General features: G+C 70.4%; 19 protein-coding genes and 1 tRNA gene. 10 read left to right on the top strand and 10 right to left on the bottom strand.

What is annotated here, in order from left to right:
- A partial coding sequence (locus G407_RS31280) for a transposase (protein WP_156917645.1) occupies positions 1-214 on the bottom strand: 214 nt, incomplete at its 3' end.
- Positions 215-351: 137 nt separating this feature from the next.
- On the opposite strand from G407_RS31280, the gene purU reads away from it, so the two are divergent.
- From purU to G407_RS0118990, 4 genes are all read left to right on the top strand, one after another.
- Positions 352-1,218, top strand: coding sequence for a formyltetrahydrofolate deformylase (gene purU, locus G407_RS0119005; RefSeq protein WP_029032093.1), 867 nt, complete (start codon positions 352-354; stop codon positions 1,216-1,218).
- Positions 1,219-1,326: 108 nt separating this feature from the next.
- Positions 1,327-3,183 (top strand): hypothetical protein, encoded by a 1,857-nt coding sequence (locus tag G407_RS0119000; protein WP_156917643.1) that lies wholly within the window; start codon positions 1,327-1,329, stop codon positions 3,181-3,183.
- A gap of 136 nt (positions 3,184-3,319) precedes the next feature.
- Positions 3,320-4,171, top strand: coding sequence for a phenylalanine 4-monooxygenase (gene phhA, locus G407_RS0118995; RefSeq protein ID WP_029032091.1), 852 nt, complete (start codon positions 3,320-3,322; stop codon positions 4,169-4,171).
- Between the two features lie 147 nt (positions 4,172-4,318).
- Positions 4,319-4,394 (top strand) — tRNA-Lys (locus G407_RS0118990).
- Between the two features lie 921 nt (positions 4,395-5,315).
- On the opposite strand, the gene G407_RS0118985 is transcribed toward G407_RS0118990, so the two are convergent.
- Positions 5,316-5,753 (bottom strand): hypothetical protein, encoded by a 438-nt coding sequence (locus tag G407_RS0118985; RefSeq protein WP_029032090.1) that lies wholly within the window; start codon positions 5,751-5,753, stop codon positions 5,316-5,318.
- A gap of 498 nt (positions 5,754-6,251) precedes the next feature.
- Here G407_RS0118985 and G407_RS0118980 point away from each other — a divergent pair, with 498 nt between their 5' ends.
- Both G407_RS0118980 and G407_RS0118975 read left to right on the top strand, forming a co-directional pair.
- The gene (locus tag G407_RS0118980; protein WP_156917642.1) at positions 6,252-6,743 is read left to right on the top strand and encodes a hypothetical protein; all 492 of its coding nucleotides are present in this window, start codon (positions 6,252-6,254) and stop codon (positions 6,741-6,743) included.
- Positions 6,744-6,921: 178 nt separating this feature from the next.
- Positions 6,922-7,176: a hypothetical protein gene (locus G407_RS0118975; RefSeq protein WP_029032088.1), complete on the top strand. Its 255-nt coding sequence runs from the start codon at positions 6,922-6,924 to the stop codon at positions 7,174-7,176.
- Positions 7,177-7,231: 55 nt separating this feature from the next.
- On the opposite strand, the gene G407_RS28730 is transcribed toward G407_RS0118975, so the two are convergent.
- From G407_RS28730 to G407_RS0118955, 4 genes are all read right to left on the bottom strand, one after another.
- Positions 7,232-8,137, bottom strand: coding sequence for a zinc metalloprotease HtpX (locus G407_RS28730; RefSeq protein WP_052341583.1), 906 nt, complete (start codon positions 8,135-8,137; stop codon positions 7,232-7,234).
- Positions 8,138-8,152: 15 nt separating this feature from the next.
- A complete protein-coding gene (ftsH, locus tag G407_RS0118965; protein WP_029032087.1) occupies positions 8,153-9,979 on the bottom strand; it encodes an ATP-dependent zinc metalloprotease FtsH in 1,827 nt (608 codons plus the stop codon).
- Between the two features lie 70 nt (positions 9,980-10,049).
- Positions 10,050-10,553 (bottom strand): SPW repeat domain-containing protein, encoded by a 504-nt coding sequence (locus G407_RS30710; protein WP_052341581.1) that lies wholly within the window; start codon positions 10,551-10,553, stop codon positions 10,050-10,052.
- Positions 10,554-10,629: 76 nt separating this feature from the next.
- Positions 10,630-11,142, bottom strand: a complete 513-nt coding sequence (locus G407_RS0118955) for an Hsp20/alpha crystallin family protein (protein WP_029032086.1) — start codon at positions 11,140-11,142, stop codon at positions 10,630-10,632.
- 328 nt (positions 11,143-11,470) lie between these two features.
- Between G407_RS0118955 and G407_RS0118950 the strand changes: the two genes are divergently transcribed.
- The 4 genes from G407_RS0118950 (at position 11,471) to G407_RS0118935 (ending at position 17,210) form a co-directional block, all read left to right on the top strand.
- Positions 11,471-12,148 carry an ETC complex I subunit gene (locus G407_RS0118950; RefSeq protein ID WP_029032085.1) on the top strand — a complete coding sequence of 226 codons (678 nt, stop codon included), beginning with the start codon at positions 11,471-11,473 and terminating at the stop codon, positions 12,146-12,148.
- A 10-nt stretch (positions 12,149-12,158) separates the two neighbouring features.
- Positions 12,159-13,955 carry a cation:proton antiporter gene (locus G407_RS28720; protein WP_084327642.1) on the top strand — a complete coding sequence of 599 codons (1,797 nt, stop codon included), beginning with the start codon at positions 12,159-12,161 and terminating at the stop codon, positions 13,953-13,955.
- Between the two features lie 48 nt (positions 13,956-14,003).
- Positions 14,004-16,796 (top strand): cation-translocating P-type ATPase, encoded by a 2,793-nt coding sequence (locus G407_RS28715; protein ID WP_052341579.1) that lies wholly within the window; start codon positions 14,004-14,006, stop codon positions 16,794-16,796.
- A gap of 75 nt (positions 16,797-16,871) precedes the next feature.
- The gene (locus G407_RS0118935; RefSeq protein WP_029032084.1) at positions 16,872-17,210 is read left to right on the top strand and encodes a PepSY domain-containing protein; all 339 of its coding nucleotides are present in this window, start codon (positions 16,872-16,874) and stop codon (positions 17,208-17,210) included.
- A gap of 37 nt (positions 17,211-17,247) precedes the next feature.
- Here G407_RS0118935 and G407_RS0118930 read toward each other — a convergent pair whose 3' ends face one another.
- From G407_RS0118930 to G407_RS0118915, 4 genes are all read right to left on the bottom strand, one after another.
- Positions 17,248-18,573, bottom strand: a complete 1,326-nt coding sequence (locus G407_RS0118930) for an MFS transporter (protein WP_029032083.1) — start codon at positions 18,571-18,573, stop codon at positions 17,248-17,250.
- A gap of 168 nt (positions 18,574-18,741) precedes the next feature.
- Positions 18,742-19,974: a cation:proton antiporter gene (locus G407_RS0118925; RefSeq protein ID WP_029032082.1), complete on the bottom strand. Its 1,233-nt coding sequence runs from the start codon at positions 19,972-19,974 to the stop codon at positions 18,742-18,744.
- A 134-nt stretch (positions 19,975-20,108) separates the two neighbouring features.
- Positions 20,109-20,351 (bottom strand): phosphate-starvation-inducible PsiE family protein, encoded by a 243-nt coding sequence (locus G407_RS32610; RefSeq protein ID WP_245259129.1) that lies wholly within the window; start codon positions 20,349-20,351, stop codon positions 20,109-20,111.
- A 330-nt stretch (positions 20,352-20,681) separates the two neighbouring features.
- The gene (locus G407_RS0118915; protein ID WP_029032081.1) at positions 20,682-22,859 is read right to left on the bottom strand and encodes an amylo-alpha-1,6-glucosidase; all 2,178 of its coding nucleotides are present in this window, start codon (positions 22,857-22,859) and stop codon (positions 20,682-20,684) included.
- Between the last annotated feature and the right edge of the window lie 6 nt (positions 22,860-22,865).

Genomic DNA, 22,865 nt, shown 5'->3' with positions numbered 1-22,865 from the left:
CACCCTTCTCGCTCCAGCGTTTCCAGCGATTATAGAGCGTCTTCGGTGGGCCGTACTCCTTCGGCGCATCGCACCACCGTAAGCCATTGCGATTGATGAAGATTATCCCACTCAACACCCGCCGATCATCAACCCTCGGCTTGCCATGGCTCTTCGGAAAGAACGGTCGCAGCCGCGCCATCTGTTCGTCGGTCAGCCAAAATAGATTGCTCATGATACCCCCTGAAAGTTTGGGGATTTGAATCATGCGACCAATGCGATCTCAAGCCGATTAATGGGTCCTGAGCCTAGAGCGGGACGGCGCGGAGCCGCGATGCCGTCCGCATGCCCGATAGCCCGATGCGAGATCCCATGCCCGCCGAGCCCGCCATCGTCCTGACCCTGTCCTGCCGCAACCGGCCCGGCATCGTCGCCGCGGTCTCGGCCCATCTCTTCGAGAACGCCTGCAACATCCTCGATGCGCAGCAATACGACGACACGCAGACCGGCAACTTCTTCATGCGCGTCGTCCTCAACCGGCTCGACGGCGCGCCGGCGGTGGAGGCGCTGCGCGAGAGCTTCGCGCCGCTGGCGGCACGTTTCGGCATGGCCTGGTCGATGCGCGGCACGGACGCGCGCCGGCGGGTGATGATCCTCGCCTCGCGGTTCGACCATTGCCTCGCCGACCTGCTCTACCGCTGGCGCACCGGCGAGCTCGCGATGGACCTCGCGGCCGTCGTCTCGAACCATGCGCGCGAGACCTTCGACCATCTCGACTTCGGCGGCGTGCCCTTCCACCACCTGCCGGTGACCAAGGACACCAAGCTCGAGCAGGAGAGCGCGCTGTGGCGGCTCGTCCAGGAGGTCTCGCCCGATCTCGTCGTGCTCGCGCGCTACATGCAGGTGCTCTCGGACGGGCTGTCGGCGAAGCTCTCGGGCCGCTGCATCAACATCCACCATTCGTTCCTGCCCGGCTTCAAGGGCGCCAAGCCCTACCACCAGGCCCACGCGCGGGGCGTGAAGCTGATCGGCGCGACGGCGCACTACGTGACGTCCGAGCTCGACGAGGGGCCGATCATCGAGCAGGACGTCGAGCGCATCTCCCACCGCGACACGCCCGACGACCTCGTGCGGAAGGGCCGGGACATCGAGCGCCGCGTGCTCGCGCGCGCCGTGCGGTTGCATATCCAGGATCGCGTCGTCCTCAACGGCGGCAAGACGGTGGTCTTCACCGACTGAGCGGCCGCGCCGGCGCCGATTTTTCGCCCATCCGCTCTGTCAAATCGTCGGCTCGTGGCTATGATCGCGCCGCGCCGCGGGGAGGCGCGGCCAGGAAGAGGACCTCACATGACACGAGATAAGCGCTTTCGCGCGCGGCGCCTCGCGCTGATGGCCGGCGTCGCCGCCACGGTTCTCGCGCTCGGCGACATCGGCGTCTCTCCCGTCCGCATCGCGCTCCCGGCGGGGGAGGGCCCGGTTTCCGTCGAGGCCGTGCGGCTGGAGCACGGGCTCTTCGCCGCCGCCTACGCGCAGAGCGCGGTGACGCTCGAGAACGTAACGATCGACGCCGGCCCGAGCGTCTACCGCCTGCCGAGCGTCACGATCGAAGGCTCGAGCCTCTCGCGCGAGGCGCTCCTCGACGCGATCCAGGGCAAGACCGACGCGCCCTGGCACGAGGCGCTCGCCGGGATCTCGGCCGAGCGGATCACGATGCCCGAGCTGATCATCGAGCAGGAGGTCGAGGAGGCGCAGACGACGATCACCTACCGCGACCTCGTCGCCGAGGACGTGAGCGAGGGCGTGATCGCCCGCTTCGTCGCCGGCTCCGCGCGGATCGCGGCCAAGGGGCCGGACGGACGGCCGTTCGAGGGCGAGATCGGCGAGACCGTGGTCGAGGGCTTCGACCTGCCCTTCACCGTGCGCTGGTACACCGACGCCGCGCCGGAAGACGGCGAGAACCCCTTCCGGCCGATCTATCGGTCCTTCTCGGTCGCCGACATGCGCTTCGGCGACAGCGACGCGCCGACCGCCGTCTCCGTCGGTCGCATGGCGGGCGAGACCATCGAGGGGCGCCTGATGCGCGAGCCCTTCACGCAGATGATGCCCGAGATCGAGGCGATGGCAGAGGCCGACGAGGAGCCCGGCGAGGAGGACACGCGCCGCATGCTCGGCATGATGGCCGACATGCTCGGCTCGGTGCGCTTCGGGCAGGTGGTGGTCGAGGACGTCGCCGTCACCGTCGCCGAGGCCGGCGACGAGCCGGTCTTCGCCGTCGAGCGGATCGTCTTCGGCGGCGACGGGCCGGCGCGCGCCGAGACCATCCGCGTCGACTCGGAGCAGGTTCGGCTGACGATCGCGGCGGTCGTCTCCGAGGGCTTCTCCTTCGAGCCGATGATCGCGGGGATGCGCCGCATCGCCGAGGGCGAGGTCGCGCTCGACGCGAGCGGCGCCCGCGCGCTCGCGCCGACGGTCGGTACGCTGCGGCTCGAGGAGCTCGCCGGCTCGATCGTGCCGCCGGGCCGCACGGAGGCGGTCGACCTGACGCTCGCCGCCTTCGCGATGACGGCGGACGATCTCGTCGAGGGCACGCCGACGAGCATTCGCGCAAGCTTCGACAACCTCGCCTTCGCCCTGCCGGAGGGCTCCGGGCAGGGCCGCGCGGCGCAGCTGCGGGCGCTCGGCTACGATGAGGTCGATCTCTCCGGCGCCTTCGCCGCGCGCTGGAACCCGCAGGAGCAGACGCTCGCGATCGAGGAGGCCGTGCTGACGGGCGTCGAGATGGGCCGGTTCGGTCTCGCGGCCGAGTTCGGCAACATCGGGCCCGGCGTGTTCTCGGGCGACCAGATGGCGGCCATGATGGCCGCGGCCGCCGCCACCGCCCGCAAGGTCAGCGTCTCCATTGCCGATGCGGGCCTCACCGAGCGGCTGCTCGAGATGCAGGCCGGGCGCATGGGCGCCACCGCCGACGACCTGCGCGGGCAGGGCGTCATGCTGGCGCGCACCATGGTGCCGGCGGCGCTGGGCGGGACGCCCGAGGCGCTCGCGCTGGGCGAGGCGCTGGCGACCTTCCTCGAGGCACCGGGCGAGCTCGACGTCTCCGTGAGCGCCGTCGATCCCGCCGGCATCCCGCTCGCTGCGGCGATGCAGACGGACGACCCGCTCTCGCTCCTGCCGCTCGTGACGATCGAGGCGCAGGCGCGCTAACGCATCCAATCCGACGAAGGCGGCGGCGCGGGCGCGTTCCATCGGGACGCGCCCGTTTCGCTGGCGGCGTCGCACGCGGTATGGAAATCGAAGCGCGACTCACGACTTGTACCTCCGAACGACGAGGGAGGATTCCATGAACCCCAACGCCACGAGCGACGACCCGCGCGACTTCCTGCAGGACCAGGGCTTCTCGTCCTACACGGCGGAGGACCACGCCACCTGGGCCCGGCTCGCCACGCGCCAGCGGGCGCTCCTGGAGGGCCGCGTGGTCGACGGCTTCCTGGAGGGGCTCGACCGGCTCGGCATCTCCGACGACGGCATCCCGGACTTCCGGGTCATGAACGAGCGCCTGAAGGCGACGACCGGCTGGGAGGTCGTGGCGGTGCCCGGGCTCGTGCCCGACGTCGTGTTCTTCAAGCTGCTCGCCGACCGCAAGTTTCCCGCCGGCTGGTGGATCCGCAAGCCCGAGCAGATCGACTACATCGAGGAGCCCGACGTCTTCCACGACGTGTTCGGCCACGTGCCGCTGATCATGCAGCAGGTCTATGCCGACTATCTGGAGGAGTACGGCAAGGCCGGGCTCGAGGCGGCCCGGCACGGCACGCTGCACCGGCTGGCGCGGCTCTACTGGTACACTGTCGAGTTCGGCCTCGCGCAGACGCCGCAGGGCCTGCGCATCGTCGGTGCGGGCATCGCCTCGTCGCCCGGCGAGACCGTGTTCGCCGTCGAGAGCGCCTCGCCCAACCGCATCGCCTTCGACCTCGGCCGGGTGATGCGCACGCGCTATCGCATCGACGACTACCAGGAGACCTACTTCGTGCTCGACGGGCCGGACGCCTGGCCGCGCCTCGACATCGCGCAGCTCACCCCTCTGTGGCGCGCGCTCGACCGCGAGAGCGACCTCGACCCCGGCGACGTGCTGCCGGACGACCGCGTCCTGACGCGCGGCAGCGGCGCCTACCACCGCGAGAAGGCGCACGCCTGAGGGCGCCGCCGGGGCGATCCGCGGCCGGGCCTTCCGTCCGCGAAGTTCGTCGCGAATTTTCCGTCGTGAGGGCTGGACACGCCGTCCGGCTTCGGATATCGAAGCGCCCTCACGACGGGGCGGGCCTGAACCGCCCCCGACTGGACCGGGCGCATAGCTCAGTTGGTAGAGCAGCTGACTCTTAATCAGCGGGTCCTAGGTTCGAGCCCTAGTGCGCCCACCAAATTCCGCCAGCAATGGCATATGGTTCGCGGGCGGCCCATCGGGCCGCCCGTTTGCGTTTTGCGGCCGGGGGAAACGCTGGGGGAAAACGCTAACTCCCGCGGCCTTGCACCCTGCGCCTCTCCCGCGATGAGCTTTGCGCTGCGATGGGCTCCGATTCGCGGGCGAGGCGACTGGGGGAGGGCAGCGATGGGGTTGGCTGTCGTACTGCGACCACGAGACGCCTGCCGGGAGGATCTCACGCGCGGATTAGGGCGGCGAGGCGCTTGGGTCGAGACCTCGCCCGCACGCAGCCCGACGACGTCCCATCGGTAGCTTCCGGGCCTCGCAGCCTCGGCATGGCGAAGCACGGATAGCGCGCAGGTGAGCTCCCACAGATGCAGGCCTTTGTGAACGAGGAAGCGGACGCACCGCCGCACGGTCGGCCAGGGCCAGGATCAAGAAATTGGCCGCGAGGTTCTGGAGCGCCTAGTCCTGCACGGCTCGGATCGAGCTGCGCTCCGCAGCCTCGGCCGCGAGGAACACGCTGAACTGCGACGGCCGCACGGGCGTTCAAACGTGGGCGATCGTGCTGGAGCGCGCCGCCTGACGGCGGCCGCATAGGTGGTGCTGGCGTTCCCTTGCTACGGTCGAGGCGGGTCCGAACCTCAGCGCCCTGATGGCCGCGCGGCGCCTCGACGAAGGGCCGCATGATCTTTTCTCGCTGAAGTCACGCGGCGCGTCGAAGACGAACGCCCGAGCGCCTGCATCCGCCCTTGGATTGATCCAGCAGGCCGCGGCCGCGAAACGTCATCACCGAGGCGCGCTTGCTCGGGCTCGCATTCATGCCCCTCCGGGGTGGCGTGGCTCTCTCGTCGAGTCGCTTGGCACGGCGCAGGAGAAACGAGCTGCTCGATCGCGCGCCCCCAGGGCACGACGCTCTTCAGCCGCCGATGACGGCCCTGGAGACGGCGCCGGCGGTGAAGCGCTCGATCCAGCCCGCAAGATCTCCCGCGTGCCGCTCGTCCATGACAATCGAGAAATTGTGCGCCTCGGCCATCACCCCGTGCCGCCCGCGGGAGGAGCGCGCTGCGATCTCGGCGTGAGGCTCTTCGATGACGTCGGAGAAGTCCGAAGATCTAGCGACGGGCGCGCCCGCGGTGACGCCGAGCAGCGGGATGTCCGCGGGAAGGGCCGCCTCGCGCGGCCTCCGGGCGATGGCATCCCAGGCGTCGAGCTCGGACGGCGACGCGGCGAGATGGACATGGTCGCCTGCGAACAGGGACGCGGCCCGGAGCGCGCCGTGCCCGAGCCCCTCGGCGCCGGCCTCCAGCGGATTTTTAAGCTGCAGCAGGCGAAGACGCGAGACGTCGGCGGGCACCCGCAGCTGGCCGGGAAGGAACGAAACTGATCGACCATCTCGGGCTGGAAAAGCGAGAGACCGTCTTCGTGGGACGGGTCGACGAGCACGTGGCCACCGACCTCCTCAGGACGCCGGCTCGCGAAATCGCGCACCAGGAGCTCGCCCAGGGAATTACCAAAGAGGACGTAGGGACCCTGCTCTCCGTGCGCCGCCAGCGCGGCCGCGAGGTTCTCGCTCGTCCGGTCCGGGTCGAAGCCGTCCGTCGGAGCATCGCTGAGGCCGAGGCCTGCCCAATCCTTTACAACGCGCCTCTTGCTTCCCACGTCTTGACGCGCGCCAGAGCGCATTCACTCATCTGCTCGCTCGCCCGACATCTCGGCCGACGTGCCGGCCGACCATCGTCGAGGCCGGCTGAGCGGCCGCGACCCGATCGGCCCGACACCGGGCCTGCGGCGAGCAGCACAGGCGGAGACCACGTCAGCATTGGAGGAGCCGATGATGGTGAGAGCTTGGCGGATGGCGACGATCCTTCTCGCCTCCCTCAGCATGGGCATGGCGTTCTGCCACCTGCTCGAGATGCCGGCCAGGTTCGGCTGGGACGCCGAGCTGTGGGTCGGCACGACCGTCGTTGGGGAAGTGTTCGCGCTGTTCGGCACGGTCGGCGCCGCGATCGAGACCGGGGCCTGGATAGCGGCGGTGGCCCTGGCGCTAATGGTCAGGAACCGCAGCGGGGCGACGTTCATCACGAGCGCCGCCGGAGCCGCCTTCCTCGTCGCCGCCTTCGTGGCATGGTGGGCCTTCGTGTTTCCTGTCAACGCCGAGATGTCCGGCTGGACCGTCGCGAGCCTTCCCGAGAACTGGGAGGCCTGGCGAGCTCAATGGGAATACGCCCATGCGGGCCGTGCGGTGCTCCTGCTCGCCGGGCTGGGCGGCCTCGTGCTTTCCGTCGTGCTGGAGACGCCGCGCGAGCGGCCTGCCGGAGAGGCGACGCCGGCTCGGGCCCGCTGAGGCGCAGCGGAGAGAGAGCGGAACTTTCGCTCCCTCCCGGTACGTCTGCGCGCGAAGATCGGCTGCGCGACGCATCGTTCCAATTCGACCTTCGCGGCGAACCTGGCCACGCCGAGCGTGTTCTTCTCAAGATCTCGCACGAGATAAGACAATCCGAGACGAGCGAACATCTGCCAAGATGATCATGGCGACCATACGCATGGATCTCCTGCCGAGCGACGTTCCCGAGACGGAGCGGGCCGACGATCTCGATCCGACCGTCTTCGCCGGAGTGAGAAGCGGAGGATCCGGACACGACTATGCCTGCGGGAATTGCGGCGAGGTGCTGGTCTTCGACTACGACTACGCGACCGCCCCCTTGAAGATCTCCGACGCGGTGATCGTTTGCCCGAAATGCGGCGCTCGCAACAGGATGTCGCCCGAGAAGTCTTGACCCGTGGCGCGTCCAGCCGGCGACGGCTCGAGGCCCGCGCCGCGGCGCGTTAGCGCTAGGCCCAGCCGCCCGAGCCGAACGCCGGCGGCCGGCGGTGAGGATGCCATCCGCGCGACCGGCCGCTCGCGAGCTCCTTCAGCCGCGCCACTCGCTCTTCCGTCGGCGGGTGCGTCCTGAGCAGCGAAGGCTCGGGAATGCGCCGTCCCTGCAGCAGGATATCCTCCCACCAGCGCCCGACCCGTCGCTCCAGCTTCAGCAGCGCCCGCGCCAGCCCTGCAGGGTCTCCGGTGAGCTCCGCGGCGCCGAGATCTGCGTCGAACTCGCGGGCGCGGGAGAGGGCGAGCTGCAGCAGGCTCATCACCGTCGGGGCCAGAAGCAGGACGAGGACCGTCGTCCAAGGCACCAGCACGACGCCCATCATGAGAAGCGGCAGCCCGAAGAGGACGATGAGCTGCCCGATCGCCACAGAAAGGCCGACGAGCCGCGCCATGACGTCGGCCAGCGCCATGAGCCAAAGATCCCGGTTGGCGATGTGGCTGACTTCGTGGGCTAAGACGCCGGCGAGCTCGCGGGCGTCGAGCAGGCGCAGCAGCCCCTCGCTCACCACGATTGCGCTGTCCCGGGGCGAGCCGAGGGCGAAGGCGTTCGGAAGCCGGCTCGGGACGTACCAGAGCTGGGGTACGGCCGGCAGCTCGGCGCGCACCGCGAGCTCGCGCAGCGCCGCGACACCCATCGGGAACTCGCGGCTCGTCAGGAGCCGCGCGCCGTGCGCGGACAGGACGAGCCGCTTGGGCACGCTCGGCGCGAAGGCGAGGCTTGCCAGGAGGACGAGCAGGGCCGCGGCGCCGCCGTCAGATCCCCACAGCGCGCTCGTCGCGGCCCAGGTGATGGCCGCCATCGCGGCCACGAGGACCGCGGCGTGCGCGAGATTGCGGAGCTTGTGCCGGAGGGTCGGCGCCATGGCCTCCGCCCCGCCTCAGGCCGCCACCGGCGCGCTGCGCTGGTCGACGATCCGCGCGAGATCCTCCTCGGCGAGCGTCTCCCGGCGCAGCAGCTCGGCGGCGCCGCGCTCGAGGGCGGGCCTGTTGTCCTCGATCAGCCGCAGGGCGCGCTCGAAGCAGCGCTCCACGATCTCGCGCACGGCGTCGTCGAGCCGCTCCGCCGTGCGCTCGCTGTACCGCCGGCGGCCGGCGCCGGCGTCCGCCGCCTGCCCGAGGAAGTTCGGGCGCTCGGGATCGAGGCTCACCTGCCCGAGCTGCGCGTCCATGCCGTAGCGGGCGACGATCGCCTTGGCGATGTCGGTCGCGCGCACGAGGTCGTCGGCCGCCCCGGTCGACACCTCGCCGAAGACGAGCTTCTCGGCGGCGCGGCCCGCCATCAGCACGACGATCTTGTCCTCGAGCTCCGCGCGCGTCATCAGGAAACGCTCCTCGGTGGGGCGCTGCATCGTGTAGCCGAGGGCGCCCACGCCCCGCGGGATGATCGAGACCTTGTGGACGGGATCGACGCCCGGCAGGAGGCGGGCCGCGAGCGCGTGGCCCATCTCGTGGTACGCCACCACCTCCCGCTCGCGCGGGTTGATCAGCCGGTTGCGCTTCTCGAGGCCCGCCACGATCCGCTCGACGGCCTCGGTGAAGTCGCCCATCGTCACGGCCTCTGCGCGGCGGCGCGTGGCGAGGAGCGCCGCCTCGTTCACCAGGTTGGCGAGGTCCGCGCCGCTGAAGCCCGGCGTCATCGCGGCGACCTTCTCGACGTCGACGTCCGCCGCCGCCTGGATCCTGGCGAGGTGGACCGAGAGGATCTCGACGCGTCCCGTCCGGTCCGGACGGTCGACCAGCACCTGCCGGTCGAAGCGCCCGGCCCGCAGCAGCGCCGGGTCAAGGATCTCGGGCCGGTTCGTCGCCGCGAGGAGGACGATGCCGACGGAGGGATCGAAGCCGTCGAGCTCGGCGAGCAGCTGGTTGAGCGTCTGCTCGCGCTCGTCCTGCCCGCCCGGCTGCGGGCCCGCTCCCCGCGCGCGTCCGAGCGCGTCGAGCTCGTCGACGAAGATGATCGCCGGCGCGGCCTTGCGCGCCTGCTCGAAGAGATCGCGCACCCGCGCCGCGCCGACACCGACGAACATCTCCACGAATTCCGAGCCGCTGATCGAGAAGAACGGGACGCCGGCCTCGCCGGCAACAGCGCGCGCGAGCAGCGTCTTGCCGGTGCCAGGCGGGCCGACCAGGAGGACGCCCTTCGGCACCCGGGCGCCCAGGACGCCGTAGCCCTTCGGGTCCTTGAGGAAGTCGACGATCTCGAGCAGCTCGGTCTTGGCCTCGTCGACGCCCGCCACCTCCGAGAAGGTGACGCCGGTCTCCTTCTCGACGTAGACCTTCGCCTTGCTCTTGCCGATCGACATCAGGCCGCCGAAGCCCTGGCGCTCGGCGAAGCGGCGAAAGAAGAAGAACCAGATTCCGACGAAGAGCAGGATGGGAACGATCCACGACAGCAGCGTCGAGACGAGGCCGCTCTCGTAACGTCCCGCATACTCGATTCCCGCCTCGTCGAGCCGCTCGGTCAGGCCCGGATCGACGCGCACGGTGACGAAGCGATCCCGGCCGTCGACGGGCTCGAGCAGCCGTCCGCTCACGGTGTCGGCATCGATCACGAGATCGTCGACCTTGCGCTCCTCGACGAGCTCGACGAACCGGCTGTAGGGTATCGCGGCGACCGTGCGCCACTGCTCGACCAGGCCCTGGATGACCAGGACCGCGAGGATGGCGAGCACGACGTACCAGAAATTCAGCTGCTCCTTCGTCTTCACGTCCCTTCTCCCGAAAGGTCACGCACAGGGCCCGGACCCGGCAACAGCCGGGCTCCGCGCCACCCCCCGGCTAGGCCGAGCGGCGGTGCACGGCTTCGTCCGCACGCAGGGTCCTGCCCGCAGCCCGGCTGGGGCGCGGCGCGTCCCGCCGACGCTCCGTGCGGGCCGCGGGCGGCGTCCTCGCCGCGCCCTCGTGCCGCTTCGCCTCTGTGCCGGCGCGGGCGCGACGCTCGCGGATCACGTCGTCGTCGAACGCTGCACGCAGGACTGCGAGCGCCGCGAGCCCGACGCCGAGCGCCACGTGCATGCCCGCCGCGTTGCGGACGTCGGCGAAGCCCAGAAGCCACGGCGCGGCGGCGGCGAGCCCTCCGGCCGCGAAGGCGACCCAGGTTCGCGTCTCGGCGCGCGGCAGCGCCAGCGAGGCGCACGCACCGAGACCCAGCGCCGTCGCGCTCGCCAAGGCGAGGATCTCCTCTTCGAAATCGTAGAGCCAGGGCGAGGCCGCGAGCCCTAGGCCCAGGGCGGCAAGGACCCAGTCCATCGCCGTTCGCTCGTTCGTCCATCTCACGATCATGACCCCATCCTCCGACCGGGTTGGACAGGACGGGCCGGGCGGCGTCCCGCCCGGCCGTCGGATCGCATCTCCCGGATCACGCCGCCTTCTGCTTCGATCCGTTCACCGGGATCCGGCGACGGTGCTCCTCGGCCTCGGCCGAGCGCGGCAGGGTCACCGAGAGCAGGCCGTTGTCGAAGGCGGCTTCGACGCGCTCCTCGTCCACCTTGTACGGCAGCGGGATCCGCCGCTCGAAGGCGCCGTACCAGCGCTCGCTGAAGCGCCGATCCTTGTCCTCGACGGTCTCGCGGCGCTCGCCTCGCACGGTGAGCACGTCGCCATCGAGGGTGACGTCCACGTCCTTCTCCTCGAGCCCCGGCAGCTCGGCGACGACCTTCAGGCCGCCGTCGGTCTCGCTGACCTCGAGCGCCGGCCAGGCCGTGCCCAAGGAGCGCATCGGCACGCCGCCATCGAGGCTGCCGAACGCGTTCTCGAAGAGACGGTCGATCTCTCGATGCAGCATCGCGAACGGGTCGTCCCGGTCGCGCATCGTCGCCAGGGCAGAACGCTCCTGCCCGCGACCCCAGGGAATGAGACCTCGAACCTTCATGGCATCCTCCTTCGATGATGTGTCACCGAATTCAGCGCCTTCGCCAGGGCCAAGTTTTCGAAAGCATTCGCGGCGATCTACCAAGTCGGTCGCGGCGACCGCGGCCGACCTGCGCTCCCGGCGCAGACGCCTACGAGCATCGAGATGGTCGCGTCGATCGCCGTGTCAAGGGGGAGCGATATCGAGACAGGCGTCGGGCTCGAGGCCGGTCGCCGAGAGCTGGCGAATTCTTGAAAAGCGAGGCGCGACGACGCAAATCGAGGCGGTGGGGCGGCTGGGGCCGCCCCGGATCGGTCCTTCAGCTCCTGCGCCATCATGGAGGGCTGCGATGACCAAGCTCTTCGCAATCGGCCACGACACATTTCTGCACGACCCTTCCCCGACCGCCGCCGAACGGCGCGCACTCATCGTCGAGCGAACGAGGAGACCGAAGCAGCGCGGCCGCTATCGCAGGCGGGGCTGGCTGCTGCGCATCGAGCCTGCGCCGCCGACGGGGAACGGCGCCCCGACCGAGCTCGCCTTCGACACGCTCGAGCAGGCGGAAGGCTACGCACGGCGGGCGGGCCTGGACTACGAGGTGGTCGCCGCGAAGGCGGCCGGACGCTCGAGCTGCCCGGGCGCCGCTGTCGGCGACGCGGAGGCCGGCCTCGAGGCTTGGGCCCATCTCTGGACCGCGCTGCTGCGGGCGCGCTACGGACTGTGCGATCCGCCCCTCCTCCCGGAGGTCGAGCGCGGCCTGTCGGCGCCGTCCGCGGCCTTCGCGTCGCCGTGGCGCGTGATCGCCCATCCGGCGCTCGACGAGACCGCAAAGCGCGCGATTCTCGAGCGCTGGACCTGGGACGAGCTCGCGCTGGAGCGTCTCGCCGAGGACGGCGGGATCACCGGAGACGGATCGCGGCTCGACGAGGTGCGGCGCGCGATCCACGCCCTGGGAGCAGCGCCCACCACGGAGGCGCCCGAGCTCGGGCTGCGCGCGCCCGAGCCGGAGAGCCGCAGCAGCGCGTGAGGCCCCGCGCATGGCCGACGGCTCGATCTTCTACCAGATCGCCGCGATCCTGGCGCTGGCCGCGGCGCTCGGGGCGGCGACGACCGCGTTGAGGCAGCCGCTGATCGTCGCCTTCATCGTCACCGGCATGATCGCCGGGCCCGATCTTCTCGGGCTCGTCTCGTCCGGCAAGATCATCGATGTCCTGGCGGAGATCGCGATTGCGGTGCTGCTCTTCCTCGTCGGGCTGATGCTCGACCCGCAGGCGGTCCGCTCGCTGGGGCCCGTCGCCCTCGCCACCGGGCTCGGGCAGATCGCCTTCACGGCGGCCGTCGGCTTCGTCCTCTGCCTCGCGCTCGGCCTCGATCCGGTGACGAGCCTCTACGTCGCGGTCGCGCTGACGTTCTCGAGCACGATCATCATCGTCAAGCTGCTCACGGACAAGCGCGAGGTGGACAGCCTGCATGGGCGCATCGCCATCGGCTTCCTCATCGTCCAGGACGTCTTCGTGATCGGCTGCTTCGTAGCCCTCTCGGCCTTCGGCCTCGCCTTGCGGCCTGCCGCCGAGGCGATCGCGTGGCCGGCGGCGCTCGCGCTCGGGGCCAGCGCGGCGCTCGCGCTCGCCGTCTTCACCCGCTATGCGGCCGAGCCGCTGATGCTGCGCATCGCGCGCACGCCCGAGTTGCTCGTCGTCTTCGCCATCGGCTGGGCGGTGGCGCTCGCGGCGCTGTTCGACACCGCCGGGCTCGGCAAGGAGCTCGGGGGCCTCGCGGCGGGCGCGACGCTCGCCTCGACATCGGTCCGCGAGGCGGTCTCGACGCGCCTCGCCAGCCTGCGCGACTTCCTCCTGCTGTTCTTCTTCGTCGATCTCGGCGCGGGGCTCGACCTCTCCTCTCTCGGGCCCGAGATCGAGGCCGCGCTCGCGCTGTCCGCCTTCGTGCTGATCGGAAACCCGCTGATCGTGATCGCGATCATGGCCGCGATGGGCTACCGCAGGCGCACCGGCTTCTTCGCCGGGCTGACCGTGGCGCAGATCAGCGAGTTCTCCCTCGTCTTCGTGGCGCTCGGCGCCTCCCTCGGTCACGTCCCGGAGGACGCCGTCGCGCTCGTGACGCTCGTCGGTCTCGTGACGATCACGCTGTCGACCTACATGATCACCTATTCGCAGCAGCTCTACCGCATCGTCGAGCCGGCGCTGTTCTGGGCCGAGCGCCGCAACCCGTTCCGGGAGCGCGTCGACCGCACCCGCGAGGAAGACGCCTTCGACGTGATCCTCATCGGCCTCGGGCGCTACGGGCGCGAGATCGCGGATGCGCTCGCCGCCTCCGGCGCGCGGATCTTCGGGGTCGATTTCGACCCGCAGGCGCTACGCCGGTGGCGCGCGGAGGGCCGCGCCGGCGTCTTCGGCGACGCGCTCGACCCCGAGCTGATCTCGACCCTGCCCCTCTCCGGCGCACGCTGGGTCGCCATCGTGACGCGCCCTCCGGTCGCGCCGAGCTTCTGGCAGGCCGACAGCCGGCTCGCGGCGATCGACGCGCTGCGCCGGGCCGGCTTCGAGGGCAGGATCGCCGTGCGCAGCCACGACGCAGACGACGCGGCGCGCCTGGGCCGGGCCGGAGCCGACCTCGTCCTGTCCCCGTTCGGCGACAGCGCGGTGCAGGCATCGCGGCTGATGGGGTTCGACGCCGACGCGGTCCCGAGCGGCGTGCGGCCGAGCTGTCCCGCGCCGGCCGCGCGCGGAACCGTGCCGGCCGATCGCGGTTCAGAGGGCGAGCCCGCACTTCCGGCCGCCGATCCCCGTTCTCATGGTGGGCGTCCTCCCGCGTGAGCCGGCAGGGCCGAGGCGCGGAAGTATATCGATCCTGGTGAAGATCCGATGGCTCATCTCGACGAGAAGACCCGCCGGGGCGGCCCGGCGAGCCCATCGCACGACCATCCGACCTGGCACGCGTCGCCGCCCGAGGAGACGCTCGCGGCGCTGCGGACCGGTCAGCGCGGCCTCAGCGCTGCCGAGGCGCGCCGCCGCCTCGAGGCGCACGGCCCGAACATCCTGCGCGAGGAGAAGACCCGACCCTGGTGGCGCAGGCTGCTCGCCCAGTTCGAGAACGTGCTGATCATCGTGCTCCTGATCGCCGGGACTGTGACGCTGTTCCTCCAGCAGTGGATCGACGCGGGCGCCATCTTCGGCGTGGTCGTCATCAACGCCGGCATCGGCTTCTACCAGGAAGGCAAGGCCGAGAAGGCGCTCGACAGCATCAAGCGGATGCTCTCGCCGCGCACGGTGGTGATCCGCGACGGGTCCAGGACCGTCGCGGGCGCCGAGGAGCTCGTGCCGGGCGACATCGTGGCACTCGAAGCCGGCGACCGCGTCCCGGCAGATATCCGCCTGCTCCGCGCGAGCCGCCTGCGCACGCAGGAAGCCGCGCTCACGGGCGAGTCGGAGCCCGTCGACAAGAGCACGGACCCCGTCGAGGCGCAGGCCGCGATCGCGGACCGCACCTGCATGGCTTTCGCCGGAACGCTCGTCGCGCAGGGCGCCGGCGAGGGCGTCGTCGTCGCCACCGGCCGCGACAGTGAGATCGGGCGGATCTCCGAGATGCTCCGCGAGGTCGAGCAGCTCGAGACGCCGCTTTCGCGCCAGCTCGACCGGTTCGCGAAAATCCTCGCCGCCGTGATCGTCGCCGTCGCGGCGGCGATGGCACTCTTCGGCATCACTGTCCACGGCTCGAGCATCCGCGAGATGTTCCTCGCCGCCGTCGGCCTCGCGGTCGCCGCGATCCCGCAGGGCCTGCCCGCCCTGGTCACGATCACGCTCGCGGTCGGGGTTCAGCGCATGGCGCGGCGGAACGCGATTATTCGCCGGCTCCCGGCCGTGGAGACGCTCGGCACCGTATCGATCGTCTTCTCCGACAAGACCGGGACGCTCACACGCAACGAGATGACCGCCCGGCGCGTCGTCCTGGCGGACGGCGAGGCGGAGATCTCGGGCACGGGCTTCGCGCCGGAGGGTCGCTTCCGCTGGACGAGCGGCGACGCCGCGGACGACGCCTCGTCGCCCGGCACGGACCGGGAACTCGCATCCGTCGAGGCGGACGCGCCTGCGATCCTGCGCGACTTCCTGGTCGCGGGAGCGCTCTGCAACGATGCGGCGCTGGAGGCCGACGAGGGACATTGGTCCATCGTCGGCGATCCGACGGAGGGCAGCCTGATCGTCGCGGCGGCGAAGGCCGGGATCGACGCCCGCCAGCTTCGCGAAACAGTCGAGCGGGTGGACGAGATCCCCTTCGATTCCGACCGCAAGTACATGGCGACGCTCGACCGGGAGAGCGGCGCGGAGGCGGGTGTCGTGCATGTGAAGGGGGCTCCGGAAGTGCTCCTTAGCCTGTGCGACAGGGTCGCGACGTCCGCCGGCGATACGCCGTTCGACCGGGACGAATGGGAGAGGCGCATCGAGGCGCTCTCGGCCGACGGCATGCGCGTCCTCGCCGTGGCGCGGCGCTCCGGGGAAGGCGTCGACCGCCTCTCGGAGGAGACGGTCGAGGGCGGCCTCGCCCTTCTCGGCCTCGTTGGCATGATCGACCCGCCCCGCGAGAGCGCGACCGACGCGGTGCGCAAGTGCCTCGCCGCGGGCATCCGGGTGAAGATGGTCACGGGCGATCATGCACTGACGGCGCGCGCCGTGGCGGCGCAGCTTGGGCTCGCGCGAACCGACCTCGCGATGACGGGCGCGGAGGTCGAGGAGGCGTCGAGCGGCGACCTGCGCGCGGCCGTCGAGGATACCGACGTCTTCGCCCGCGCGTCCCCCGAGAGCAAGCTCATGCTGGTGCGCGCCGTGCAGGAGGCCGGCGCCGTCTGCGCGATGACGGGCGACGGCGTGAACGACGCCCCGGCCCTGAAGCAGGCCGACGTTGGCGTCGCCATGGGGCGGCAGGGAACGGAGGCCGCCAAGGACGCCGCCGAGATGGTGCTGGCGGACGACAATTTCGCCACCATCGCCGCCGCCGTCGAGGAGGGCCGTACAGTCTACGACAACATCCGCAAGGCGATCACCTTCCTTCTGCCGACGAACGGCGGCGAAGCGCTCTCGATCCTCGGCGCCGTCATCGTCGGCGTCTCGCTTCCGATCACGCCGGTGCAGATCCTGTGGGTGAACATGGTGACCGCGGTCACGCTCGGGCTTTCCCTCGCCTTCGAGCCGGCGGAAAGCGACGTCATGGCGCGTCCGCCGCGCGATCCGGACGAGCCGATCCTCAGCCCCTTCCTGATCTGGCGCATCCTGTTCGTGTCCGCGCTCCTCGTGACCGCCGTCTTCGGCGTATATCTCCTGGTGCGGGACATGGGCGGCAGCGTCGAGCTGGCGCGGACGGCGGCCGTCAACATGCTCGTCTGCGGCGAGGCGGCCTACCTCTTCAACACTCGCTTCCTCGTCGAGCGGTCGATCTCCCGGCGCGGACTCGTCGGGAGCCGACCGGCGCTGATCGCGCTGGCGATCGTGATCGCAGCCCAGCTCGCCTGGACCTACGCGCCGCCGGTCCAGCTCCTGTTCCAGAGCACGGCTCTCTCCGCCTCGACCTGGGGCCTGATCGCCGGGATCACGGTGCTGCTGTTCCTCGTCGTGGAGGCCGAGAAGCTCGTCTGGCGTCGCCGGGCGCGGCCGGGATCCGCGTGATCGCCGCCCGGAACCGGCGCGCCGGCGATCACGCTTTTCGCACGTCCCAACCAGTCTGCAGAGGAGGAGAGGACGATGAAGCGTTCCATCCTGTCCTGCACCGCTGCCGTTGCGGTCGCCTGCGCGCCGGCTCTCGCCCAGGACCAGGCCGCCGACGAGCAGGCCATGGCCGAGGCGGGACGCGCCGCGGACATGATGATCGAGCGCAGCTCCATCATCCTTCCCGTCGCTCCCAAGACGCCGGACGAGATCGTGACGCGCGTGCGGGAGCTCGGGTACACCAACATCCGCGACTTCGACGTCGAGTTCCGGACCTACGAGGTCGAAGCGACATCCCCGGGCGGCGACGAGGTCGAGATCGAGGTGGATCCGCTCTCGGGCGCCATTCTCGACACCGACGAGAACTTCCTCTGACGGCGCAAGACCTTCCCAAGGGCGCAGACGGCCCGGCTCAGGTGCGGACGCCGCAACCGGGCCGCTCATCGCCGCCCGGCGTGACGTCCGCCCGCTCGTGGGTCGCCGGGCGATTGCGCCCTCGAGGCGGCTGCCGCGGGTCCATCGAGGACGCGTTCAGCGAGCCGAGGGGCACGGACACGAAGCCCTGCTTCAGGAACGGGAGGGCGCGACGGGCGAACAGGGCGACGAGCGCGAGGACGGCCGCCGCCGTGCCGGGCCAGGCGAAGATCACGCGCGTCCCGAACGGCTCGAGCAGGACGCTCGTGAACAGCGGCCCCGCCGCCGATCCCGCCGCGAACACGGTCAGGAAGCTTCGGCTCAGGCCGACGGATCGGGAGGCGGGCAGCCGATCGCCCGCGAGGGACAGGCAAAGCGGATAAAGGCTGAATGCGAGCCCCCCGAATGCGAAGGCGGCCGCGTAGAGCCAGGGTTCGCGCGGCGTCTCCGCAATCGCGAACGCCGCGGCGGACGTGCCCGCCGCCGCCGCGCTCAGGACCAGCTTTCTCGGCAGATGGTCCGAGAGCCATCCGATCGGCCATTGCAGCGCGAGGGCGCCGGCTAGAGCCGAGAACATGAAGAGCGAGGTCCCGCGCATCCCCAGCCCGATCCGCGAAGCGAAGGCGGCGCCGAGAGCGTAGAATGTGCCGGCGACGACGCCGGCTACGAAGGCGCCGAAAACCGGCTTCGGCCGCTCCCGCACGAGCCCTCTCGGCGACAGCGCCTCGACGGCATCGAGCGGTTCCCTACGGATGCGGAACAGCGTCATCGGCACAACCGCGAGCGCGAGCACCATGCCGGCGACGACGAACAGGTCGTCGGCCCGTGCGCTGCCGAGGTTGAGTGCGAGCTGTCCCAGCCCTGCGGATCCGAAGAACACGATCATGTAGGCCGCGAGCAGGCGCCCGCGGCTGCGATCGGTCGCGATCCCGTTGAGCCAGCTCTCCGCGACTAGGACGACGCCGTAGTACAGGATTCCGGTCGCGATCCGCAGCAGGCCCCAGGCGGCTGGCCCGGTTACGAGGGCGTGCAGAAGAATGACGCTCGCGAGAAGCGCGGACAGAGCCGCGAAGGATCGAACATGCCCGACCCGCGCCACGACCCGCGGAGCGAAGTTCGCGCCGGCGATGCCGCCCAGCGCGAATCCTGCCGTCACGAGGCCGAGCGTCCACTCCGGGAAGTCTCGCAACGTCATCTGCAGGGCGACGAGAGAGGCCACGAGGCTGCTGCCGGCGCCGAGCAGGGCCAGCCCCCCGAACAGGGGAGCGGCGCGTAGGACGGCTCGCTTTTCGAGGCGTTCGGATCTGGTCGGGCGGTCTCGCATGCGGCTCGGAGGCGTGGGTTTTCCGTGATGCGGCTCCGCAAATGAGACGTCTTGGCCGGCGACGAAGGGGGAGGGCGAAAAACTATGCCGCGCGTCAACTGAACACGTGAAACCCTCGCCAACCGCTGTCGGTTCCTGGAGACAACTGATCTGATTTACCGATCGGGCTCACGGTGCGCCCCGACCCTCGCGCGCTCGCGCATCGATTGCACGGGCGACAAGTAGCGGCCCGACCAGGCAAGTCGCAATCGACGCGAGAACGGCCGCCGAGTAGAGGAAAGGCGGGACGGCCCAATGGCCGAGCGAGAGCCCGTGTAGCATGATGACGAAGTAGATTTCTGCTCGCGGAACCATGCTCGCCCCCATCAGGAGCCCGGTTCGTGCATCCGCGGCCAAGGCGGCCGGGACTCCTGCACCAAGAACCTTGCCCACGGTTGCGACCAGGAACAGCATCGTGCCCAGGAAGATCGACGGCAGGATCGCTTCGGCCTGAACCGACAGCCCGATAGAGACGAAAAAGAAAGGACCGAAGATCGCCAACAGCAACTCGAATGGCTGGGCGACGCCCCGCTCCAGCGGATCGCGGCTGAACGCCAGACCCGCGAACAGCGCTCCGACCGCCATCGAGAACCCAAGCAGATCGGCGAGCGCCGCGATCGCGAAGACCGCCCCAGCCGCGAACAGGAACGGTCCGAGTTTCGGATCGAGGCTCGCAAAGGCAGCTGAGAGCTTTCCCTCGATAAAACGGGCGAAGGCGTAGCACGCCGCGCTGAAAGCCGCGATCATCGCGACCTGAGCGAATGCCGTAACGCCTGCCGCTCGGACCGCCCCATCGGCGTTCGCGTCGGCGATCAGCGGCGCCGTCGCAAGAAGAACGCTCAGCAGAACGACGGCCGAGAGATCGTCCAGCTCCGCCACATCGAGCAGGAGCGCGCCTTCCGGCGTATTCAGTATGCCGGCGTCCTTCCAGGCGCTGACGGCGACGCCGATGCTGGTCGCGCTTGCCGCAGCTCCCACGAACAGGGCTGGGATCAGGCCGAGACCCGGCCAGAAGTAGATCAATGCGAATGCGAGCGCCGCGGGCACGATCATGTTCGGCGCCCAGACCAGCGCGGCCTTCCTGAGCTGCCTTCGGAGTAGGTCGAGGTCGCTCTCCAGACCGACACGGAAAAGCAAGGCCACTATGCCGAGGCTGGCAAGGAACTCGATGTACTCCCCCACCGGATCGCTCAAAACGTCGAGGCGGGCATTTGCTATGGACAAGACGATGCCGAGCATCGTGAACCCGATTGCCGCGGGAAGCCGCAGCTTTCCGAAGCCAGCTCGAATCGGGATCGCGAGCAGGGTGACGAGGGCCATGAACAGGAGAAGCCCGCCGTAGTGCTGGGCGCCTTCGACCATGAGCGCGTCTCCCTCCCGGTGCACCTGCTCCCTGCTCGATCCCGCGCTCGCGGACCGACGGGCTCGGCTACGAACAACGCCGGAGCCTGCGAACCGCTCCTTCGAAGAGGGCACGCCCGGCGCAGCCCCGCGCATCACGCCGGTCCGCGATCCTTGCGATCCTGATCGCGAACCAGCCAGTACACGACGCCGAGCGCCAGGCTCGCGGCGGCGAGGGCGAGCAGCTTTCCGGGATCGATCGTGCCGAGGTCGAGCACGATGATCTTGCGCACGATGGCGAGGAGCCCGACGAGGATGACGGCGCGCGCCTGGACGATCCCGAACTGGCGCTCGCCGACGACCAGGATCGAGCGCTTGAACTCGAGCGCGATGATCACGGTGAGGATCGCGCCGACAGCGGCCTGGAATACCCGGTGGTCGGTCGGGTGAACGAGCCCGTCAGGACGAGGTCCGCGACGACCGCGGTGAGCAGGCTCCAGACGGCCGCGAGGACCACGATGGCGATAAGGCCGGTGAGGACGAGGACGATCGTCTGCTCGAAAGCCCCGTAGACCGGCGAGCCATCGCGCGTCCGAGCGCGCTGCGCACGGCGCGAGTGACCCGTCGCGCCCGTGTTTCCGCGCCAAGCGCGTGGTTCGGTGCCCTCGAGCGGGCGAAGCGCTCGGCCTGTCGTCCGCTGTGCATGGTCGCGCGGCTCCCTGGATCGCTCAAGCTACCGTCTCGATGCACACACCTTCCGGACGCGAGAGCGCATGGACGACGACCTCCTCGCCCGCGCGTCGCACCGTGAGGTCCACCCGGTCATCCCCGACCGGCAGGCGGCGCACCGAGACCTCGTCGAGGAAGCGCGGCAGGACAGGGCGGTCGAGGCGCACCACCCGCCGGCCGGGGTCGACCGAGATCCCCAGGCAGGCCCCGAGGAGCGCCATAGGCGCCGCCGCGGCCCAGGCCTGCGGCGCGCAGGCGACGGGATAGAGCGTCGGTCCCTGCCCGCGCCGCCGCGGGAAACCGCAGAACAGCTCCGGCAGGCGGCGCAGGTCCATGTAGGTCGCGGCGTGGAACAGGCCGTCGAGAATGCGCGCCGCCTCGTTCTTGAGCCCGTAGCGGGCGAGGCCCATCGCGACGAGCGCGTTGTCGTGCGGCCAGACCGATCCGTTGTGGTAGGAGATCGGGTTGTAGCGCGCCTCGCCGCGGGCGAGCGTGCGCACGCCCCATCCCGAGAACCCGTTCGCGCTCATGAGCGTGCTCGCGACGCGCACCGCGCGCGCCGGCGCAGCGATCCCCGCGAAGAGCGCGTGCCCCGCGTTCGAGGTCCTGATCCGGCAGGGCCGCTTCGCTCCGTCGAGCGCGAGCGCGTAGGTGCCGAGATCCTCCTGCCAGAAGGCCGCGTCGAAGCGTGCGGCGAGCGCCCGCGCCTCCTCCTCCAGCTCCAGCGCCCGCTCGGGCCGATGCACACGGGCCGCGATCGCGGCCGCGGCGCGCTTGGCGGCGTAGACGTAGGCTTGGACCTCGCACAGCGCGATCGGTCCGTGCGCCGTGGCGCCGTTCTCGTGGAAGACCGAATCGTGGCTGTCCTTCCAGCCCTGGTTCACCAGCCCGCTCCCGGAGCGCCGCTCGTACTCGACGAAGCCGTCGCCGTCCCGGTCGCCATGCGTCGCCATCCAGCGCAGCGCCGCGTCGATATGCGGCCAGAGCGCACGCAGGGTCTCCAGATCTCCGGTACGATCGAGGTAGGCTCCGGCCAGCACCACGAAGAGCGGCGTCGCATCGACGCTGCCGTAGTACCTCGCGAACGGCACCTCACCCAGCGCGGCCATCTCCCCGTGGCGCATCTCGTGGAGGATCTTGCCGGGCTCGGCGTCGCGGGCGGGATCCTCCTCGGTCGCCTGATGAGCGGCCAGGAAGCGCAGCACGCCACGCGCCAGCGCCGGGTCGAGCCACAAGGTCTGGAGCGCCGTTATCAGCGCGTCGCGGCCGAACACCGCCGAGAACCAGGGCGTGCCCGCATAGGGATAGGGGCCGTGCTCGGTGTCGGTCGCAAGCATGGCGAGGTCCGCCCGAGCGCGGGCCAGCGCCTCGTCGAAATGCTCGTTCGAGGTCGAGACGGACCCGGTGCGCGACAGGGACGCGCGCAGCGCCCTGCGCGCGTCGACGAGCGCGCGCAGGTAGTTCGCCCGCGGCGAGAAGGCCGGATCGCCTGAGGCGCAGGCGACCTCGACATACAGCACGCGCTGGGCACCCGGCTCGAGCGCGAGCCTCCAGGTCGCGCTGTCTGCGGCGATCGCGTCCGGCGCCGGTTCGAAACGCAGCCGCGTCACGCGTTCCCGACCGTCGAGGCCGGCGTAGCGCAGCAGAACGCGGCTCTCGGTGATGTCGGGCGGCTCCTGCCGACCGCGACGCGGGCGGCGCGCGCCCCGCGTCTCGAACAGGTCGGCGAAATCGGCGGCGAAGCCGAGCCTGAGCGAGAGCTCGAGTGGAACCGTCGCGAAGCTGCGCACCGAGATCCGCTCGAACGCGGTGGCCTCGAATAGGAACTTGGTGCGGCGAACGTGGACGAGATCGTGCTCGAGAACGGTATCGCCTCGATCGTCGCCGATATCGGGGTTCGTGAGGTCGAAGATCAGGGCCGCGTTGTCGTCGCGCACGATCGACGAGAGCAGGATGGGTCGACGCCCGTCGATGCGCAGGTCGAATCGCGAGAGATGGCGCGTGTCCCGATGGTACAGCCCGTCGGCACTGCCCGGACCCGTGAGAAGATCCCCGTTGGGATCGAGCACGGCGAACGTGTCGCCGTGCTTGAGCGTGCGCGCGCGACGCTCGGCGAGCGACGCGTAGGCGACGACCCCGATCGGGCCGGACGAAGCGATTGCCTGGTCGTCCTCCATCGAGCC

The sequence above is a fragment of the Salinarimonas rosea DSM 21201 genome (assembly GCF_000429045.1).
GTDB classification, from domain to species: Bacteria; Pseudomonadota; Alphaproteobacteria; order Rhizobiales; family Beijerinckiaceae; genus Salinarimonas; species Salinarimonas rosea.
This window is presented reverse-complemented; position numbering and strand designations above follow the sequence as displayed.

What these genes read in the sequence shown, in the direction of transcription:
- G407_RS28720 (WP_084327642.1), top strand. Translation starts at nt 12,159, where the DNA reads ATGGCCGACGGCTCGATCTTCTACCAGATCGCCGCGATCCTGGCGCTG.
- G407_RS0118925 (WP_029032082.1), bottom strand. Translation starts at nt 19,974, where the DNA reads ATGGTCGAAGGCGCCCAGCACTACGGCGGGCTTCTCCTGTTCATGGCC.
- G407_RS28730 (WP_052341583.1), bottom strand. Translation starts at nt 8,137, where the DNA reads ATGGCGCCGACCCTCCGGCACAAGCTCCGCAATCTCGCGCACGCCGCG.
- G407_RS0118955 (WP_029032086.1), bottom strand. Translation starts at nt 11,142, where the DNA reads ATGAAGGTTCGAGGTCTCATTCCCTGGGGTCGCGGGCAGGAGCGTTCT.
- G407_RS0118935 (WP_029032084.1), top strand. Translation starts at nt 16,872, where the DNA reads ATGAAGCGTTCCATCCTGTCCTGCACCGCTGCCGTTGCGGTCGCCTGC.
- G407_RS0118950 (WP_029032085.1), top strand. Translation starts at nt 11,471, where the DNA reads ATGACCAAGCTCTTCGCAATCGGCCACGACACATTTCTGCACGACCCT.
- G407_RS0118915 (WP_029032081.1), bottom strand. Translation starts at nt 22,859, where the DNA reads ATGGAGGACGACCAGGCAATCGCTTCGTCCGGCCCGATCGGGGTCGTC.
- purU (WP_029032093.1), top strand. Translation starts at nt 352, where the DNA reads ATGCCCGCCGAGCCCGCCATCGTCCTGACCCTGTCCTGCCGCAACCGG.
- G407_RS28715 (WP_052341579.1), top strand. Translation starts at nt 14,004, where the DNA reads ATGGCTCATCTCGACGAGAAGACCCGCCGGGGCGGCCCGGCGAGCCCA.
- G407_RS0119000 (WP_156917643.1), top strand. Translation starts at nt 1,327, where the DNA reads ATGACACGAGATAAGCGCTTTCGCGCGCGGCGCCTCGCGCTGATGGCC.
- G407_RS30710 (WP_052341581.1), bottom strand. Translation starts at nt 10,553, where the DNA reads ATGATCGTGAGATGGACGAACGAGCGAACGGCGATGGACTGGGTCCTT.
- phhA (WP_029032091.1), top strand. Translation starts at nt 3,320, where the DNA reads ATGAACCCCAACGCCACGAGCGACGACCCGCGCGACTTCCTGCAGGAC.
- G407_RS0118930 (WP_029032083.1), bottom strand. Translation starts at nt 18,573, where the DNA reads ATGCGAGACCGCCCGACCAGATCCGAACGCCTCGAAAAGCGAGCCGTC.
- G407_RS0118975 (WP_029032088.1), top strand. Translation starts at nt 6,922, where the DNA reads ATGATCATGGCGACCATACGCATGGATCTCCTGCCGAGCGACGTTCCC.
- G407_RS0118980 (WP_156917642.1), top strand. Translation starts at nt 6,252, where the DNA reads ATGGCGACGATCCTTCTCGCCTCCCTCAGCATGGGCATGGCGTTCTGC.